Source organism: Ruegeria sp. BHSC043 (assembly GCF_059612985.1).
Genome location: NZ_JBXWRS010000002.1, coordinates 23394 through 39605 on the forward strand (window position 1 = coordinate 23394; position 16212 = coordinate 39605).

14 protein-coding genes are annotated in these 16212 nt (G+C 63.4%); 11 read left to right on the top strand and 3 right to left on the bottom strand.

Going from position 1 to position 16212, the window contains the following annotated elements; translation table 11 throughout:
• The first annotated feature begins 22 nt into the window (after window positions 1-22).
• The 9 genes from AC2FMM_RS05165 to glmM all read left to right on the top strand — a co-directional run bounded on the left by AC2FMM_RS05165 (window position 23) and on the right by glmM (window position 12348).
• On the top strand, window positions 23-547 hold the full coding sequence (locus AC2FMM_RS05165) for a DUF6446 family protein (protein WP_496795976.1): 525 nt from the start codon (window positions 23-25) through the stop codon (window positions 545-547).
• An 8-nt stretch (window positions 548-555) separates the two neighbouring features.
• Window positions 556-1767 (top strand): sodium/glutamate symporter, encoded by a 1212-nt coding sequence (gene gltS / locus AC2FMM_RS05170; RefSeq protein WP_496796132.1) that lies wholly within the window; start codon window positions 556-558, stop codon window positions 1765-1767.
• Between the two features lie 9 nt (window positions 1768-1776).
• Window positions 1777-4035 carry a glycine--tRNA ligase subunit beta gene (gene glyS, locus AC2FMM_RS05175; RefSeq protein WP_496795977.1) on the top strand — a complete coding sequence of 753 codons (2259 nt, stop codon included), beginning with the start codon at window positions 1777-1779 and terminating at the stop codon, window positions 4033-4035.
• Between the two features lie 88 nt (window positions 4036-4123).
• Entirely contained in the window at window positions 4124-6664 is a 2541-nt protein-coding gene (locus AC2FMM_RS05180) for a putative PEP-binding protein (RefSeq protein ID WP_496795978.1), read from the top strand.
• Window positions 6665-6816: 152 nt separating this feature from the next.
• The gene (locus AC2FMM_RS05185; protein ID WP_496682209.1) at window positions 6817-7491 is read left to right on the top strand and encodes a cell wall hydrolase; all 675 of its coding nucleotides are present in this window, start codon (window positions 6817-6819) and stop codon (window positions 7489-7491) included.
• A 79-nt stretch (window positions 7492-7570) separates the two neighbouring features.
• Window positions 7571-8947: a multicopper oxidase family protein gene (locus AC2FMM_RS05190; RefSeq protein ID WP_496795979.1), complete on the top strand. Its 1377-nt coding sequence runs from the start codon at window positions 7571-7573 to the stop codon at window positions 8945-8947.
• A gap of 102 nt (window positions 8948-9049) precedes the next feature.
• Window positions 9050-9970, top strand: coding sequence for a dihydroneopterin aldolase (locus AC2FMM_RS05195; RefSeq protein WP_496682204.1), 921 nt, complete (start codon window positions 9050-9052; stop codon window positions 9968-9970).
• Window positions 9967-10965: a dihydropteroate synthase gene (gene folP / locus AC2FMM_RS05200; protein WP_496795980.1), complete on the top strand. Its 999-nt coding sequence runs from the start codon at window positions 9967-9969 to the stop codon at window positions 10963-10965. Before AC2FMM_RS05195 ends, folP begins: the two co-directional genes overlap by 4 nt.
• 36 nt (window positions 10966-11001) lie before the next feature.
• The gene (gene glmM / locus AC2FMM_RS05205; protein WP_496795981.1) at window positions 11002-12348 is read left to right on the top strand and encodes a phosphoglucosamine mutase; all 1347 of its coding nucleotides are present in this window, start codon (window positions 11002-11004) and stop codon (window positions 12346-12348) included.
• Here glmM and AC2FMM_RS05210 read toward each other — a convergent pair.
• Window positions 12342-13244, bottom strand: a complete 903-nt coding sequence (locus tag AC2FMM_RS05210) for a DMT family transporter (RefSeq protein ID WP_496795982.1) — start codon at window positions 13242-13244, stop codon at window positions 12342-12344. The genes glmM and AC2FMM_RS05210 overlap by 7 nt on opposite strands.
• A 72-nt stretch (window positions 13245-13316) precedes the next feature.
• Window positions 13317-14339: a ketol-acid reductoisomerase gene (gene ilvC, locus AC2FMM_RS05215; RefSeq protein ID WP_496682193.1), complete on the bottom strand. Its 1023-nt coding sequence runs from the start codon at window positions 14337-14339 to the stop codon at window positions 13317-13319.
• A 131-nt stretch (window positions 14340-14470) separates the two neighbouring features.
• Between ilvC and AC2FMM_RS05220 the strand changes: the two genes are divergently transcribed.
• Complete coding sequence (locus AC2FMM_RS05220) at window positions 14471-14926, top strand: Lrp/AsnC family transcriptional regulator (protein WP_496795983.1); 456 nt, start codon at window positions 14471-14473, stop codon at window positions 14924-14926.
• Window positions 14923-15381: an Lrp/AsnC family transcriptional regulator gene (locus AC2FMM_RS05225; RefSeq protein ID WP_496686637.1), complete on the top strand. Its 459-nt coding sequence runs from the start codon at window positions 14923-14925 to the stop codon at window positions 15379-15381. Before AC2FMM_RS05220 ends, AC2FMM_RS05225 begins: the two co-directional genes overlap by 4 nt.
• A 3-nt stretch (window positions 15382-15384) precedes the next feature.
• Here the strand turns inward: AC2FMM_RS05225 and hutC are convergent, their stop codons facing one another.
• The gene (gene hutC, locus AC2FMM_RS05230; RefSeq protein ID WP_496795316.1) at window positions 15385-16086 is read right to left on the bottom strand and encodes a histidine utilization transcriptional repressor HutC; all 702 of its coding nucleotides are present in this window, start codon (window positions 16084-16086) and stop codon (window positions 15385-15387) included.
• Window positions 16087-16212 lie beyond the last annotated feature (126 nt).

Below are 16212 nucleotides of genomic sequence, written 5' to 3' on the forward strand. Positions count from 1 at the left end.
GCGTGAACAGGAGGCGTGATCTATGACCGGAAAGCTGCTGGCAATTCTCATTGTGATCTGCGCGGTGATGGCGGGCGTGGCCATGTATTACCTGCAGGTCTACGGGTACTACTACACCGTCACGCCGACCCCCGGCCGGGATGTCGTTCTGACCGACCGGCAAAGCGGCGCGACGGTGCCCATTTCCTATGACGGGTTTCAAGCCATCGACGCCGACAGCTCTCCGATCCGGTACCGGGCCTGTTTCACGACGGATCTGACACCGGATCAACTGGCCCAGCAGTTCGAACCCGCCGAAAAGGCCGAGCCGCTGACGGCACCGGGCTGGTTCGACTGCTACGACGCCGAGGCGTTGGGAAAGGCGCTGGCAAGCGGTTCGGCCCGCGCGTTCATCGGCGTCAAGAACATCCACTATGGCGTGGACCGGGTGGTTGCGGTCACCCAGGACGGGCGCGGCTTTGCCTGGCACGTCCTGAACAACTGCGGCGAAAAGGCCTTTGACGGCACCGTGGTCGGCGAGGAATGTCCGCCCCGCCCGGAAAGCTGAGCGGCAGGATGGGGTTCACCTTGGATATCCCCGGTTTCGTGACGGCAACACTGGGTTTTGCAGTCTACCTGATGGGCGCCGAGATCAACGCCCGCGCCGAGGTTCTGCGTCGGTTCAACATTCCCGAACCTGTGACCGGAGGCCTGCTGGCCTCACTGGTGGTTCTTGCGCTGTATTTGCTGTTCGGGATCGAACTGGAGTTCGACCTGACCACGCGGGATTTCCTGCTGGTGCTGTTCTTTGCCGGGATCGGCCTGAACGCCCGGCTGTCCGACCTGATCGCAGGCGGAAAGCCCTTGCTGCTACTGCTGATCCTCACGCTGCTGACGATCGTGGCGCAGAACCTGATCGGCGCGGCGGGGGCGGCGGCCTTTGGTTATCCGGCGCAGTCCGGCGTTCTGTTCGGGTCGGCCGCCCTGATCGGCGGCCATGGCACTGCCATCGCTTGGGCGCCCGAGGTCGCGCAGGCCACCGGGCTTGAGGGCGCGACCGAGTTGGGGGTGGCCGTTGCGACCCTCGGGCTTGTTCTGGCCGCGCTGGTCGGTGGCCCCATCGCGCGTCTGTTGATCGAAGGGCGCGACCTGTCGCCAAACCGCCCGGACGAGGAACACACGATCGGCTTGCCCGACGAGCCGTCAGACGCTGCCGCGAAGATCGACCACCTGACGGTGATGCGGGTGCTGCTGTACCTGAACATGGCCATCATCGCGGGCTATGCTCTGTCCGAGGTGATCGTGGCCGCGGGTTTGAAACTGCCGTTGTTCGTGCCGTGCCTGATCATGGGCATCGTGATCGGCAACCTGCGTCCGCTGCTGGCCCCGCGCGCTGCGCCTGTGTCGCGCACGCCGTCGCTGGCGCTGATTTCGGAGTTTGCGCTGGGCGCGTTTCTGGCCATGTCGCTGATGAGCCTGCAGCTGTGGACCATCGCAGATTTGGGCCTGTCGATCGTGGTGATCATGACGGCGCAAACCTTGTTTGCAGTGGCTTTCGTGATCTGGGTTCTGTTCCCGGTCATGGGCGCCAACTACCGCGCGGCCGTGCTGGCGGCGGGGTTTGGCGGCTTCGCGCTGGGCGCGACACCGACCGCAATTGCCAATATGACCGCCGTAACCAAGCGATACGGGCCTTCGCCTATTGCCTTTATCGTGCTCCCCCTTGTATCCGCATTCTTCGTGGATATCGCCAATGCCATCGTCATCCAGACGATCGTCAATTTCTAAGGATCGAAAATGCCCGACCTGCTGATCGAACTGTTTTCCGAGGAAATCCCCGCGCGCATGCAGACCCGCGCCGGCGAGGATCTGAAAAAACGGATCACCGACGGTCTGGTAGAGGCCGGTCTGACCTATGCCCACGCCCACGCCCTGACCACGCCGCGCCGCCTGACGCTGGCGGTCGAGGGGCTGCTGGCCGAAAGCCCCACCATCCGCGAGGAGCGCAAGGGCCCCAAGGTTGGCGCGCCGGACAAGGCCATCGAAGGCTTCCTACGTGGCGCGGGGATCAGCCGCGACCAATTGGAAGAGCGCGAGACGCCCAAGGGCGCGGTCTATTTTGCCACCATCGAGAAATCGGGTCGCCCGGCGGCCGAGATCGTGGCCGAGGTTTTGGCCGACACGATCCGCAACTTCCCCTGGCCCAAGTCGATGCGCTGGGGCAGTTCCTCGCTGCGTTGGGTGCGCCCGCTGCATTCGATCCTGTGCATCCTCAGCGATGAAAGCGGTGCGCAGGTCGTGCCGATGGAGATCGACGGGATCACGGCTGGCGACACCACCGAGGGCCACCGCTTCATGGCGCCCGGCCGGTTTGCCGTGACCGGGTTCGAGGATTACGCCGCCAAGCTGAAGCGCGCCTTTGTCGTGCTGTCGCCCGAGGAACGGGCCGAGCACATCTGGAACGACGCACAGAACCTCGCCTTTGCTGCCGGTCTGGAGGTGGTCGAGGACAAGGGCCTGCTGGCCGAGGTGGCCGGGCTGGTCGAATGGCCGGTGGTGCTGATGGGGCAGATCGACGATGAATTCCTCGACCTGCCGCCCGAGGTGCTGCAGACCTCGATGAAAGAGCACCAGAAATTCTTCTCGGTCCGCAATCCCAAGACGGGGCGGATCGAGCGGTTCATCACCGTCGCCAACCGCGAGACCAGCGACAATGGCGCGACCATTCTGGCCGGAAACCAGAAGGTGCTGTCGGCCCGTCTGGCCGATGCAAAATTCTTTTGGGAAAATGATCTGCGCGTTGCCAAGGCAGACATCACGCAATGGACCCGCGCGCTTGAGAACGTGACCTTCCACAACAAGCTGGGCACCCAGGCCCAGCGGATCGACCGCATTGCCGCGCTGGCCCGCGAACTGGCCCCGGTGACGGGTGCCGACCCGGATCAGGCTGAAAAGGCCGCGCGGCTGGCCAAGGCCGATCTGAGTTCTGAAATGGTGTATGAATTCCCCGAACTTCAGGGGCTTATGGGCCGCTATTACATCGCGTCCGCCGGTGAAGACGCCGCCGTGGCCGCCGTGGCGCAGGAGCATTACTCGCCGCTGGGCCCGTCGGATGATGTTCCGGCGGCACCGCTGTCGATGACCGTGGCGCTGGCTGACAAGCTGGACACGCTGACCGGGTTCTGGGCGATTAATGAAAAGCCCACCGGCTCGAAAGACCCGTTCGCGCTGCGCCGCGCGGCGCTGGGGGTGATCCGGTTGATCCTAGAGAACGATCTGAGGCTGGATTTGAAAGAGGCCTGTGTCTGGGCCTACTTCCCGCACGCTCTCAAGCGTGAAACCTCGGCCGGTGAAACCATCGAGGAAAAGCGCGCGGAATACGCTCGGATCATGGGAGTCGAGGTCGACAAACTGCATGATCTGGGGATCGAGGCATTGGCGTCGATGATTGCCGAGCGTGGAATTCTCGGTACGTTGTGGGACACGCTGAATGACCGGAACTCCAGCTTCCGCGAAGATGCGGTGATCCTGGAAGATTTGCTTACCTTCGTCCACGACCGGCTCAAGGTCTTTCTGCGTGACGAAGGCATACGCCACGACGTGATCGACGCCTGTATCGCGATGGACGGTAATGATGACATCAACCTGCTGGTCAAACGCGCCCGCGCGTTGAATGTGGTGATCGCGACCGAGGATGGAGAGAATCTCGTGCAGGGATTCAAACGCGCCAACAACATCCTGACCCAGGCCGAGGAAAAGGACGGCGTGGAATATTCCTTCGGGGCCGATCCGAAATTTGCTGAAACCGACAGCGAAAAGGCCCTGTTCACCGCGCTGGAGGAGGCGCAGGCCAAGATCGCGCCGGCACTCGAGGCCGAGGATTTCCCGGCGGCGATGGCAGCGATGGCCGCGCTGCGCGGGCCGATCGACGCATTCTTCGAGGACGTTCAGGTCAATTCCGACAATGCCGTGCTGCGCCGCAACCGCCTGAACCTTCTCAGCCAGATCCGCCAGATCTGTTCCAGCGTCGCGGACCTGACGAAGATCGAAGGCTGAGGCCCACGGGCGCGCCGCGGCGCGCCCACTCGGCCCTTGCGCGACCGGCGCAGGCGCTTATGCTGCGGAGAAACCAAAAGGTGCCGCAGTGCAGAATAATCCAAATACAACGCTTGTCACACCCGATGCGCCCATCGCCGCGAATACGCATGGCGGGCGGGCGAAATGCCTGCAACGCTTGGTGCGGCTGAACCTGCCAGTGCCGCGGACCGTGGCGCTGTCTTTCGACGCCGTCCAGCGGATCGCCGATGGCGAGGTGCCCGACATCGAGGCGGTGCTGGAACAATTCGACGCTTCGGCGCTGCTGTGTGTTCGGCCCAGTTCCGAGGACCCCGATTGGGGTGGGCCGGGCGCGGTGTTGAACATCGGCATGAACGACGCGCGCTATGTCGAGCTGTCCGACAAGATGGGGGGCGAGGCCGCCGCCGCCCTGTATCTGCGGTTCGTGCAAAGCTATGCGATCCACGTCGCTCGGCTGGATCCGGATGTGTTCGACGATATCGAGGGCGACGGCCGCAGCGGGCTGCGCCAGACCCTGCGCGCCTACGAGGACGAGACCGACGAGGAGTTCCCACAGGACCGTGGCGAGCAGCTGATCGGGGTGCTGCGCTCGATGGCGCGGGCGTGGGACGGCACCTCGGCACGATTGCTGCGTCAGGCCAAGGGGGCGCCGGCTGATGCCGGGCTGGGTCTGGTGATCCAGGAGATGATTCCGGGCGTCGGGCAGGGCGAGTGCGGCTCGGGTGTTCTGCAACTGGTCGACCCCACGACGGGTCTGCCGCAGATCACGGGCCGCTATCTGAGCCAGAGCCAGGGCCGCGACGCGCTGGGCGAAGGCGTTTCCGCACTTTATCTGGAAAAAGACCCCCGCGGACCGTCGCTCGAGGATGTGGCGCCGCAAGCCTTTGCCGACCTCAAGGCACATGCCGCGTTGATGCGCAAAAAGCTGCGCGAGGAAATGCAGGTTGAATTCGTGATCGAGAACGGCAAGGTGCATATTCTGGACGGCGTGCGCGTACCGCGCAGCGCCCGCGCCGCGATGCGCATCGCCGTTCGGTTGGCTGAAGACGGAATCATCCCGCCGCAAGAGGCGGTGATGCGGATCGATCCGCATTCTCTTAACGAGTTGCTGCACCGGCAGGTCCATCCCGAGGCCAAGCGTGACGTGCTCACTACCGGCATCGGGGCCAGCCCGGGGGCGGCCAGTGGGCGTATCGTGTTCACCTCGGCCGAAGCGCAGGCCAGCGCCGCGCGTGGCGAGCCCTGCATCCTTGTGCGCCGCGAAACCTCGCCCGAGGATGTGCGGGGCATGCATGCGGCCGTGGCCGTTTTGACCGAAAAGGGCGGGATGACCAGCCACGCCGCCGTGATTGGCCGCGGTCTGGGGCTGCCCTGTATTGTCGGCGCGTCCGAGATGCGGTTCCAGACCAAGAAGAAACATCTGGTGGCGCCGGACGGTCGCGTGTTCAAGACCGGCGACACTCTGACTATCGACGGCACGTCCGGGCAGGTACTGGCGGGTGAGCCGGCAATGCTCGAGGCGGCGCTGGACGACTGTTTCCAGACCCTGATGGGCTGGGCCGATGCTGAACGCGACATCGCCATTCGCGCCAATGCCGACACGCCCGCCGATGCGCAGGTCGCGCGCCGGTTCCAGGCCGAGGGGATCGGCCTGTGCCGGACCGAGCACATGTTCTTCGACCCCGGTCGCCTGATCGTGATGCGCGAGATGATTTTCGCCGAGACCCCTGCCGGTCGCGCGGCGGTGCTTGCGCGGCTGTTGCCTATGCAACGCGCGGATTTCGTACAGCTTTTCGAAATCATGGAAGGGCAGCCCGTCTGCATCCGCCTGTTCGACCCACCGCTGCACGAATTCCTGCCCACGACCCGCAGCGGCCAGCGTGAACTGGCCGAGGCGCTGGACCTGCCGGTTTCGGATGTTGAGCGCCGGGTCGAGGCGATGAGCGAATACAACCCCATGCTGGGCCTGCGCGGCGTCCGCCTTGGCGTGACGGTGCCCGAAATCTATGACATGCAGGCCCGCGCGATTTTCGAGGCGACGCTCGAGGCCAGCAAGAACGGCGCCCCGGTGGTTCCCGAGGTGATGATCCCGCTGGTGTCGGCCAAGCGCGAGGTCGAGCTGGTCAAGGCCCGCATCGACTCGGTGGCCGCAGCCGTCGCGGCCGAGAGGGGGCAGGATTTTGAGTACCGCCTCGGCGTGATGGTCGAAACGCCGCGCGCCTGCCTGCGCGCGGAAGAGATCGCGCCCCATGTGTCGTTCCTGAGCTTTGGCACCAACGACCTGACCCAAATGACCTATGGCTTGTCGCGGGACGATGCCGGTCGGTTCATGTCGGCCTATGTCCGGCAGGGCGTATTTTCAGAGGATCCGTTTCATGTTCTGGATGCCGACGGGGTGGGGGAGCTGCTGAAGCTGGGCTCGGAACGCGGGCGTGCGGCCCGGCCGGATGTTACGCTTTCGGTTTGCGGTGAACATGGCGGTAACCCCGAATCAATCGCCCTGTGCCGGGACCTTGGGTTCGACTATGTGTCCTGTTCTCCGTTCCGGGTTCCGGTTGCTCGGCTGGCTTCCGCTCAATTGGCGATTGCGTCAAAACTTGGGGGTTGACCTGCCCTCCGAGCCCTAAGAATAGTGGGCTTGGGGTGGACCTGTGGCCAATTTTTTTGGCCCGACGGGCAAGATTTCTCTTGCCGAATCCTCAAAACTGGACGTTTCGCCCCGTCTGGGGTAAACCCCCCTCGCGCCCGCCGGGGGAGGGTATGGCGCGCGAAGTGCCTGTGCGAGGTTATCTGATGATACGTTACATACTGGCTGTTGCCATTGCGGCGGCAACCGTGCTGCCGAGTGCGTCCGTCGCCGAGAGAGAGACCACCGATTCCGCCAAGCGTGAACTGGTGTCCCGCAACGAGCTGCCGGGGCAAGGCTTCCGTGATTACCTGAAGCTTTTCCAACCACGCAAAGAGGTCAAGCCGGTTGAGGTTACCTACTCGAAAGGATGGCTCGATCAATTGCCCAAGGCGGCCGGCGGAGAGGACTGGAAATGCTTGGCCGAAGCGCTGTATTTCGAAGCGCGCGGTGAAAGCGTCCGCGGCCAGTTCGCGGTTGCCGAGGTGATTCTGAACCGGGTTGAAAGCAGCCGCTTCCCCAATTCGGTTTGCGGCGTGATCCGTCAGGGTACCGGCAAGAAGTATCAGTGCCAATTTACCTATACCTGCGACGGCCGCAAAGAGGTGATCCGTGAAAAGAAGGCCTATGAGCGTGTTGCCAAGGTGGCGCGTCTGGCCATGGATGGGGTTGGTAAACCGCTCACGTCGGGCGCAACGCACTATCACACCAAGGCTGTTCGCCCGTCATGGGCGCGGGTCTACAAAGAGACCGCGAGGATCGGCGTGCACATCTTTTATCGCCACAACTACCGGACAGCGAGCAACTAGCGCGAATTGACGCACCCGCGCTGTACGCTTGATGGCGCGGGGGTGAAGGCAGGCTATGTTGCGGGAAAGGAGACCCGTGATGAAACCAAGCCGCCGAGACCTATTGAAATCTGCTGCAGCGTTTGCGGCTTATCCGACGTTTGCCCAAGCTGCTCCGCCGACCCTGCAGGCGCGCGAGGGAACGCAGTTGATCGCGCCCGAGGGTTATCCGCAGACTGGTGTTTGGGGCTATGGCGGTCGGGTACCGGGCCTGCCGATACAGGTGAAACAGGGCGCGCGGGTCCAGCGCCGTCTGGTGAATGATTTGCCGCAGGCCACCTCGGTGCATTGGCACGGCATCCGCATTGCCAACGACATGGACGGTGTGCCCGGGCTGACGCAGGATGCGGTGCCGGCGGGCGGCGTTTTCGACTATGATTTCGTCGCGCCGGACGCGGGCACCTTTTGGTACCACGCCCACAATAAATCGGTCGAGCAGGTGGCGCGCGGGCTCTATGGCCCCTTGATCGTCGAAGAGCCCCAGGCGCCGGATGTTGATCAGGATCTGACCTTGATGCTGGACGACTGGCGGCTCGACCCAGAAACCGCGCAGATCACCGGTGATTTCGAAAATGGGCACGACCTCAGCCATGCCGGACGCCTTGGCAACCTTGTGACGGTCAATGGACGTTTCGACCCCTCCTACACCGTCAAGCGCCACGAACGCCTACGGTTGCGCCTGATCAACGCCGCGAACGCCCGCATTTTCGATCTGGGCCTTGATGGTTTGGCGGGGTGGATCGTCGCGCTGGACGGCATGCCGGTGTCGGATCCGATCGCGATCGAAGACACATTCCCGCTGGCCCCCGCGCAGAGGGCGGATGTGATCGTCGACGTCGTGGCCGAAGATGGCAGCCCGGCCGGCCTGTTCAGCCGAGAACGCGACGGCGCTTTTGGCGTCGTGCGCCTGGACGTTTCGGGGCAGGCCGCGTCGGTGCCCCGCAAAAGTGTTCAGCCGCTGCCGCCAAACTCTTTGCCCGAGATCAGGGGGCTGGATGGCGTTCCGCGTCACCGCATGACACTGCGGGGCGGGGCCATGCGCTGGTTGGATAGTGCCCGGCTGGGCGATACGGAATTGTCTGGCCGCGAACTGGCGCAGTTGGGCCGGTTCTGGGCGTTGAACGGTTATGCCGAACGCCCCGACGACCCGTTTCTGGATGCGTCCCTTGGCAGCCTTCACCGGATCGCCTTTGTCAACGAAACCGCCTTTCCGCACGCCATGCACTTGCATGGTCACCACTTTCGGCTGATCTTGCCGGACGGAACCCTTGGCCCGTGGCGTGACACGGTTCTGGTCGAACGCGGCGAGACTCGCGAGATCGCGCTGGTCACCGACAACCCGGGCAACTGGTTGCTGCATTGTCACATGCTGGGCCATGCCGCGTCTGGTATGATGAGCTGGTACCGCGTCACCTGACGCCGCTTTCGGCGGCTGGAATGGCGTTTGTTTGAGTGCTATAGCCGCACCCAACGAATAATTTGGGCAAACCTGTCCAAGCTGCCCGAAAAGGCCTGTGCCATGAGCTCTGAAATCCGCCTTGCCTTTGCGCATCCGTCCGAACGGTCTGAGGCGACCGCGCCACGCGGACCGCTGGATCGCATTTCCCTGCGCGATCACATCGTCGAGGTTGAGATCGGCGCCTTTCAGGCCGAGCGGGGCACCACCCAGCGTATCTGTTTCAACATCGTGGTCGAGGTGCGCCCGCTGACCGAGCAGATCGACGATGACGTCGACCGCATCCTGTCCTACGACCGGGTGACCGAGGCCATCGCCTACGAATTGGCGGCTGAGCGTCTGAACCTTCTGGAAACGCTGGCCGAACGGATCGCCGAGCGGATTCTGCTTGAACCTCAGGCGGTAAGAGCTTTTGTTCGAATCGAAAAATTGGATCGGGGCCCCGGCGCTTTGGGGGTCGAGATCGTGCGTGGCAAGGATGCCGTCCACCACGATGTCATCGAGGAAGAGCGTCCCCATCCCAGGCTGGTCTTTCTGTCGAACGCAGCGATTGAGTCCGACAATTTGTCGGGCTGGATCGACCAGTTGGAGAGCCGGCAGCGGCCGCTGATCCTGTGCGTCGGCGCGTCCGATCTGCCAGTGCCGCAGACCGGCCACGCCATGACCCAGCGCCGGATCGACCTGCTGGCGATCGAGCAGAACGCCTGGGTGCTGGCAGCGCGCGACCCGCGCTGTGTCGTCGTGTCGACCCGGACCGAGCTGAACTGGGCCATGAAGAACGGCCAGATCTGTGTCTGGGCACCGTCCAAGATCGTGCTGGATGCGGTCGATGGGCCTTCGGCGGCACCGTCCGATGCGGTGGCCTTGGCGGCCTGGTTCGCCGCCACTTTCGAAGCCAGCGAAATGCTGGTCATCGGTGGGCAACTGCCCGAGGCGCCCAAGACACCGCTGCGGGCGGTCCCGGTGGAGCAGGCGCAACTGTGACCAGTTACTATCGCCCACTGGTGCAACATGGGCCTGTGCGCCCGGACGGGGCCTCGCCGCTGGCGGGGCAGGGCTTGTGGTTCACCCATGCCGAATGCCTGCGGCGTGACGCGGCACCCCGGATCGTTGCAGCCGCCGACATCCCTGAAACGTGGCTCGACCGACTGACGCAACCGCGCGCCGCGATTGCCGGGCTGGATATGACGCAGCCGCAGATCATGGGCATCCTGAACGCCACGCCCGACAGCTTTTCCGATGGTGGCAAGCACAACACGCCTGATGCCGCGCGGGCGGCGGCCCGGGATATGGTCGCGCACGGAGCAACCATTCTGGACATCGGCGGTGAATCCACCCGCCCCGGTGCGGATTTCGTGCCCGAGGACGAAGAGATCGCCCGTACCCAGCCCTTGATCCGCGCGATCCGGGCTGAGACACCGGCGCTGATTTCGATCGACACGCGCAAATTCGCCGTGGCCAGGGCTGCGGTCGAGGCCGGTGCGGGGCTGATCAACGACGTTTCGGGCTTTACCTTCGATCCTGCACTTGGCGCTTTCTGCGCCGAGATCGATGCGCCGGTCTGCGTAATGCACATGCAGGGCGACCCGGCCACGATGCAGGACAACCCGACCTATGACGACGTTCTGCTGGACGTATACGATTTCCTGTCCGGGCAGGTGGCCTGGCTGGAAGGCCTCGGGCTGGATCGGGGCCGGATCATCGTTGATCCGGGTATCGGGTTCGGAAAGACCGAGGAACACAACCTGACCTTGCTGCGCAATCTCAGCCTGTTTCACGGGTTGGGCTGCCCGATCCTGCTGGGCGTGTCACGCAAAGGCTTCATCGGCCGGATCGGCAAGGAACCGCGCAAGGATGCCCGCGCACCGGGATCAATCGCCGTGGCGTTGGCTGGATTGTCGCAAGGTGTACAGATCATCAGGGTACATGACGTGGCCGAGACCGCTCAGGCCTTGCGCCTGTGGGCCGCTGTCCGGTAATCGGGTCGAAGTCAGGACCAACCGGAGAAAGCAGGAATGCGCAAGCTGTTCGGAACCGACGGGGTGCGGGGCACCGCCAACACCTATCCGATGACGGCCGAGATGGCGTTGCGGATCGGCGCGGCCGCGGGGCGCTACTTCCGCCGGGATGGCTCGGGCGTTCACCGGGTGGTGATCGGCAAGGACACGCGCCTGTCGGGCTATATGCTGGAAAGTGCGCTGACGGCGGGTCTTACATCGACCGGCATGAACGTGCTGCTGTTGGGGCCGGTGCCGACACCGGCGGTCGGGCTGATGACCCGGTCGATGCGGGCTGATCTGGGTGTGATGATTTCGGCCAGCCACAACCCGGCCGAGGACAACGGGATCAAGTTCTTCGGCCCCGATGGGTTCAAACTGTCCGACCAGGCCGAACTTGAGATCGAACAGCTTATCGAAGCGGGTGTCAAACCCGCGCGGGCGCAAAATATCGGGCGCGCCCGGCGTGTCGATGACGCGCGGTTCCGCTATGGCGAGCGGGTCAAGTCATCTCTGCCGCGCGATCTGCGGCTGGACGGTCTGAAGGTGGTGATTGACTGTGCCAACGGGGCCGCACACCGCACCGCGCCCGAGGTGCTGTGGGAATTGGGGGCCGAGGTGATCCCGGTGGGAACGGCGCCCAACGGCACGAACATCAATCTGGGCTGCGGCTCGACCCAGCCGCGCGTGGCGGCCGAGGCCGTCGTGGCGCATGGGGCGGATGTGGGCATCTGCCTCGACGGTGATGCCGACCGGGTGGTGATCGTGGATGAGACCGGACAGGTCGCCGATGGTGATCAGCTTATGGCCCTTCTGGCCACCGCCTGGGCCACTTCCGAACGGTTGAAAGGCGGCGCTCTTGTTGCGACCGTCATGTCGAACCTGGGTCTGGAGCGGTTACTGGGCGCGCGCGGGCTGCGGCTGGAACGGACGGCGGTCGGTGACCGCTATGTGGTCGAGCGTATGCGGGAAGGCGGGTTCAACCTTGGCGGCGAGCAATCCGGCCACATCGTCATGAGCGACTATGCCACCACCGGTGATGGCCTGATGGCGGGGCTGCATTTCCTGGCCGAGATGGTCATTTCCGGACGCAAAGCCTCGGATCTGGCGCAGCAGTTCGAGACCGTGCCGCAACTGTTGAAGAACGTGCGCTATGGCGAGGGGCAGGCCCCGCTGGAAACGGACACGGTCAAGGCCGCGATCGCCGAAGCCGAGGCGCGGCTGAACGGGCAAGGGCGGCTGCTGATCCGCAAGTCGGGTACCGAGCCGTTGATCCGTGTGATGGCTGAATGCGAGGATGACGCCCTTTTGGCGCAGGTGGTCGATGGGATCGTGGCCGAGGTCGAAGCTGCAGCGCGTCAGTAGCCCAAGAGCAATTTGCGCAGGCTGAACCATTGGCTGATCGCCATTCCGGTCAGGATCAGCGCCAACGCGATGTAGAACCGCAACGGCAGCGCCTCGGACAGGATCCACGCGCCGAAGATCATTGACCAGACCGGTACCTGATAGTTCACCAGCGTCATGAAGACCGACCCGGCGCTGCGAATGATCGACACCCGCAGCAGGGTGGCAAAGGCCGTGGGCACAAGCCCCAGTACGATCAGCGCAAGAGTTGGGCGCAAGCCCTGCGGGTCGGGCACGCCCTCGGTCGCCATCATGACCGGCAGCAGGATCACTGCGCCCACCGCCAATGTCAGCGCGGCCAGAACCACCGGGTCAATCGGCGGGCAGCGCCGGGTCAGGATCGACGCCACGGAATAGCAGAATGCCGCCCCGATGCAGGCCAGCTGTGCCAGCGGTTCGGCCCCGCTGCCTAGTTGCGCCAGCCCTGGGCCGATGAGCGTCAGCGCTCCGGTGAATCCCAGCGATACCCCCACGAACCGGCGTGCGTTCAGGGGTTCATCCGAAAAGAAATGCGCTAGCGGCAGCACCATCAGCGGAATTGCCGCCATGGACAGCCCGGCAAAAGCCGAAGGCACATATTGCTGCCCCCAGCTGAGCAGCACGAAAGGCAGCGCGGTGGACAGGATGCCGATCAGGATTACCGACCACGCCAGACTTGGTGTCAGGCTGGGGATGCGCCGCCCGGCCAGCCCCATCAAAGCCAGAAGCATCACCGCCCCCAGAGTCGTCCGCGCCGTGGCCACCGTGATCGGGCCATAGCCTTCCAACGCCATCGCGACAACCATGAAGGTGCCGCCCCAGATCAGGCCCAGGGCAATGACGCCGCTCCAGTCGCGTATGTCGGGTTGATGCACCATCGCTGGCCGTTCATCCGTTGTGCATGAAAAGGGCGGCCACTGTGGCCGCCCTTTGGTTTCAACCGTTCCGGCTCAGTTCTTTTCCTGATCGACCAGCTTGCCGGCCGAAATCCAGGGCATCATGCCCCGCAGCTTTTTGCCGACTTCTTCGATCTGGTGTTCGTCATTGGCCCGGCGCGAGGCCTTCAGGAAGGGTTGGCCCACCTGGTTTTCCAGCATGAAGTCACGCACGAACTTGCCCTGCTGGATGTCCGACAGAACCTCTTTCATCGCCTTCTTGGTCTGCTCATAGGGCAGGATGCGTGGCCCGGTGACGTATTGACCGTATTCCGCAGTGTTCGAGATCGAGTAGTCCATGTTGGCGATACCGCCTTCATAGATCAGGTCCACGATCAGCTTCACCTCGTGCAGACACTCGAAATAGGCCATCTCGGGCGCATAGCCGGCCTCGACCAGAGTTTCAAAACCGCAGCGGATCAGTTCGACCAGACCGCCGCACAGAACAGCCTGCTCGCCGAACAGGTCGGTCTCACACTCTTCGCGGAAGTTGGTCTCGATGATGCCCGAACGGCCGCCGCCGATGGCCGAGCAGTACGACAGGCCGATTTCCAGCGCCTTGCCGGTTGCGTCGGTGTGAACGGCCACCAGGCAGGGCACGCCGCCGCCTTTGACATATTCGCCGCGCACCGTGTGGCCGGGGCCTTTGGGCGCCATCATGATGACGTCCACGCCCTCTTTCGGCTCGATCAGGCCGAAATGCACGTTCAGGCCGTGAGCAAAGGCGATGGCCGCGCCGGGCTTGATGTTGTCATGCACGTATTTCTTGTAGGTCTCGGCCTGAAGCTCGTCGGGCATGGTGAACATGATGACGTCGCACCAGGCGGCGGCTTCGGCGATCCCCATCACCTGCAGGCCTTCGGCTTCGGCTTTCTTGGCCGAGGGCGAGCCTTCGCGCAGGGCGACGACCAGGTTCTTGGCACCCGAGTCGCGCAGGTTCAGCGCGTGGGCGTGGCCTTGGGAGCCATAGCCCAGGATGGCCACTTTCTTGTCCTTGATCAGGTTGATGTCGCAATCGCGATCGTAATAGACGCGCATTTTGCCGGTCCTTTCTGTTTCGATTGATGCGGTTCTATCTGTGACGATTGCTATTGGCGAGAGCGTTGGGATTGGATATTGACGAAAGATGTAAACAATAATTCTTGGAAATAAGAAAAAACAAAAAATTCATGCTTGACGATATCGACCGCCGCATCCTGCGCCATTTTCAGGCCGAGCCAAGCCTGAGCACCGCCGAACTGGCCGAGCGGTGCCGGATCAGCAATGGCGTGTGCTGGCGCCGGATCGAGAAGATGCAGGCCGCCGGGATCATTCATGGGCAGCAGGCCGTGATTGACTGGTCCGCCATGGGCTATGCGGTCGAGGTGTCGCTGCGGGTGACGCTGGACAAGACCCAGCCGCGCGCCTTCGACGAGTTTACCGCGGCGGCCCGAAAGGTACCCGAGGTGATCGAGATCCAGACCTTTCTGGGGCGGGTAGATGTCCGCCTGTCCGTCATCGCGCGGGACATGGCGCATTATCAGCTGGTCTATCGCGACCGTATCCTGACCTTGCCGCATATCGCCGACATCGAGGCCCTGATGCACATCGCGCGGGTCAAACGGGACGAGGTGCTGCCGGTATGATCGAACTGGACGATCTTGACCGCAAGCTGCTGCGCGCCTTGGCGCAGGACGCCACGCAGAGCGCGGGTGCGCTGGGGCGGCGTTTCGGGCTGTCGCAGCCCGCGACATGGCGCCGGATCCGGCGGCTGGAGCAGGCGGGCATCATCAAGGGGCGCAGACTGCGCCTGAACGCCGAGGCGCTGGGGTTCGGTGTCACCGTATTTCTGGGCGTCAAGCTGGCGCGCAAAGGGCAGGTCAGCCTCGAGGATTTCGAACGCGCCGTCAGCGCCATCCCCGAGGTGCAGACCGTGGAACACGTTCTGGGCCTGTATGATTATCGGCTGAGAGTGGTGGCGCGTGACCTGGCGGATTTCGAGCGTGTTCTGCGCCGCCGCATCATGACACTGCCCGGGGCCGGAGATGTCGAAGCCAACGTGCTTCTGAGCGAAGAACGCCGACCGGGGCCCATCGGCTAGGTTTCAGTACTGGGTGCGGATGCAGTATCCGGGGTGGAAGGTCATGCGCGCAAAGGACAATGGCACTCCGTCCTTCCAGGTGGTTCGCTCCAGTTGCATCATCGCCGCTGCGGTCGTTGTACCCATATAATCGGCAAGGCCGCTGTCGGCGGAAATTGCCCTGAAGGCGATTTCGGCAACCGAAAACGGCGCGGCGTCCAGCAACCATTCATGCGGCGATGTCCGCTCTAGGTCGGCCGCTTCAATTTCGGGGACGGCGGCGATGTTGACCCACCGTTCTTCGTGCTGAAAAGGACGGTTGTCTGCATAATGCATGCAGACCACGTGCAGCACCCGCGCATTTGCCTGCAGGCTGAGTTGCGAGCTGAGCCAACCGGGGCTGGGCACCACATTCCGTTCCACAAGTGAATAGCGATAGGCGGCATTCTGGTCTTCAACGACTTGCTTGACCACAGACAGCTCGAGCTTGGCCTGCTTGCTGGGCAATTTCTTGACCCGAGTGCCACTTTTGCGTTTGCGTTCGACAAAGCCCTGTTCGGCAAGTTCGCGCAGCGCCCGGTTCACGGTTGCCCGCGCGCAGTTAAATTCCTCGGCCAGCTGTGTCTCGGTCGGCAGCAATGCGCCTTGTGGCCAGACACGGGTTTCGATCCGCCTTTTGACTTCGTCACGAACAAACTGAAAACTGATACGCTTGTGAGCATTCACTGTCGGGAAATTCCTGTTCAGGTTCCGGCTGAGCGTATCTGTTCAGAAACACGCCAGAGTGTAAAGATCACCTGATACTGGTTGGCGTCATTTTTGCCGTTCCGGCCGATACTGTTGCATTCGAGA

Coding starts and splice junctions, on each gene's coding strand:
- AC2FMM_RS05165 (WP_496795976.1), top strand. CDS start 23: ATGACCGGAAAGCTGCTGGCAATTCTCATTGTGATCTGCGCGGTGATG.
- gltS (WP_496796132.1), top strand. CDS start 556: ATGGGGTTCACCTTGGATATCCCCGGTTTCGTGACGGCAACACTGGGT.
- glyS (WP_496795977.1), top strand. CDS start 1,777: ATGCCCGACCTGCTGATCGAACTGTTTTCCGAGGAAATCCCCGCGCGC.
- AC2FMM_RS05185 (WP_496682209.1), top strand. CDS start 6,817: ATGGCGCGCGAAGTGCCTGTGCGAGGTTATCTGATGATACGTTACATA.
- AC2FMM_RS05190 (WP_496795979.1), top strand. CDS start 7,571: ATGAAACCAAGCCGCCGAGACCTATTGAAATCTGCTGCAGCGTTTGCG.
- AC2FMM_RS05195 (WP_496682204.1), top strand. CDS start 9,050: ATGAGCTCTGAAATCCGCCTTGCCTTTGCGCATCCGTCCGAACGGTCT.
- glmM (WP_496795981.1), top strand. CDS start 11,002: ATGCGCAAGCTGTTCGGAACCGACGGGGTGCGGGGCACCGCCAACACC.
- AC2FMM_RS05210 (WP_496795982.1), bottom strand. CDS start 13,244: ATGGTGCATCAACCCGACATACGCGACTGGAGCGGCGTCATTGCCCTG.
- ilvC (WP_496682193.1), bottom strand. CDS start 14,339: ATGCGCGTCTATTACGATCGCGATTGCGACATCAACCTGATCAAGGAC.
- AC2FMM_RS05220 (WP_496795983.1), top strand. CDS start 14,471: ATGCTTGACGATATCGACCGCCGCATCCTGCGCCATTTTCAGGCCGAG.
- AC2FMM_RS05225 (WP_496686637.1), top strand. CDS start 14,923: ATGATCGAACTGGACGATCTTGACCGCAAGCTGCTGCGCGCCTTGGCG.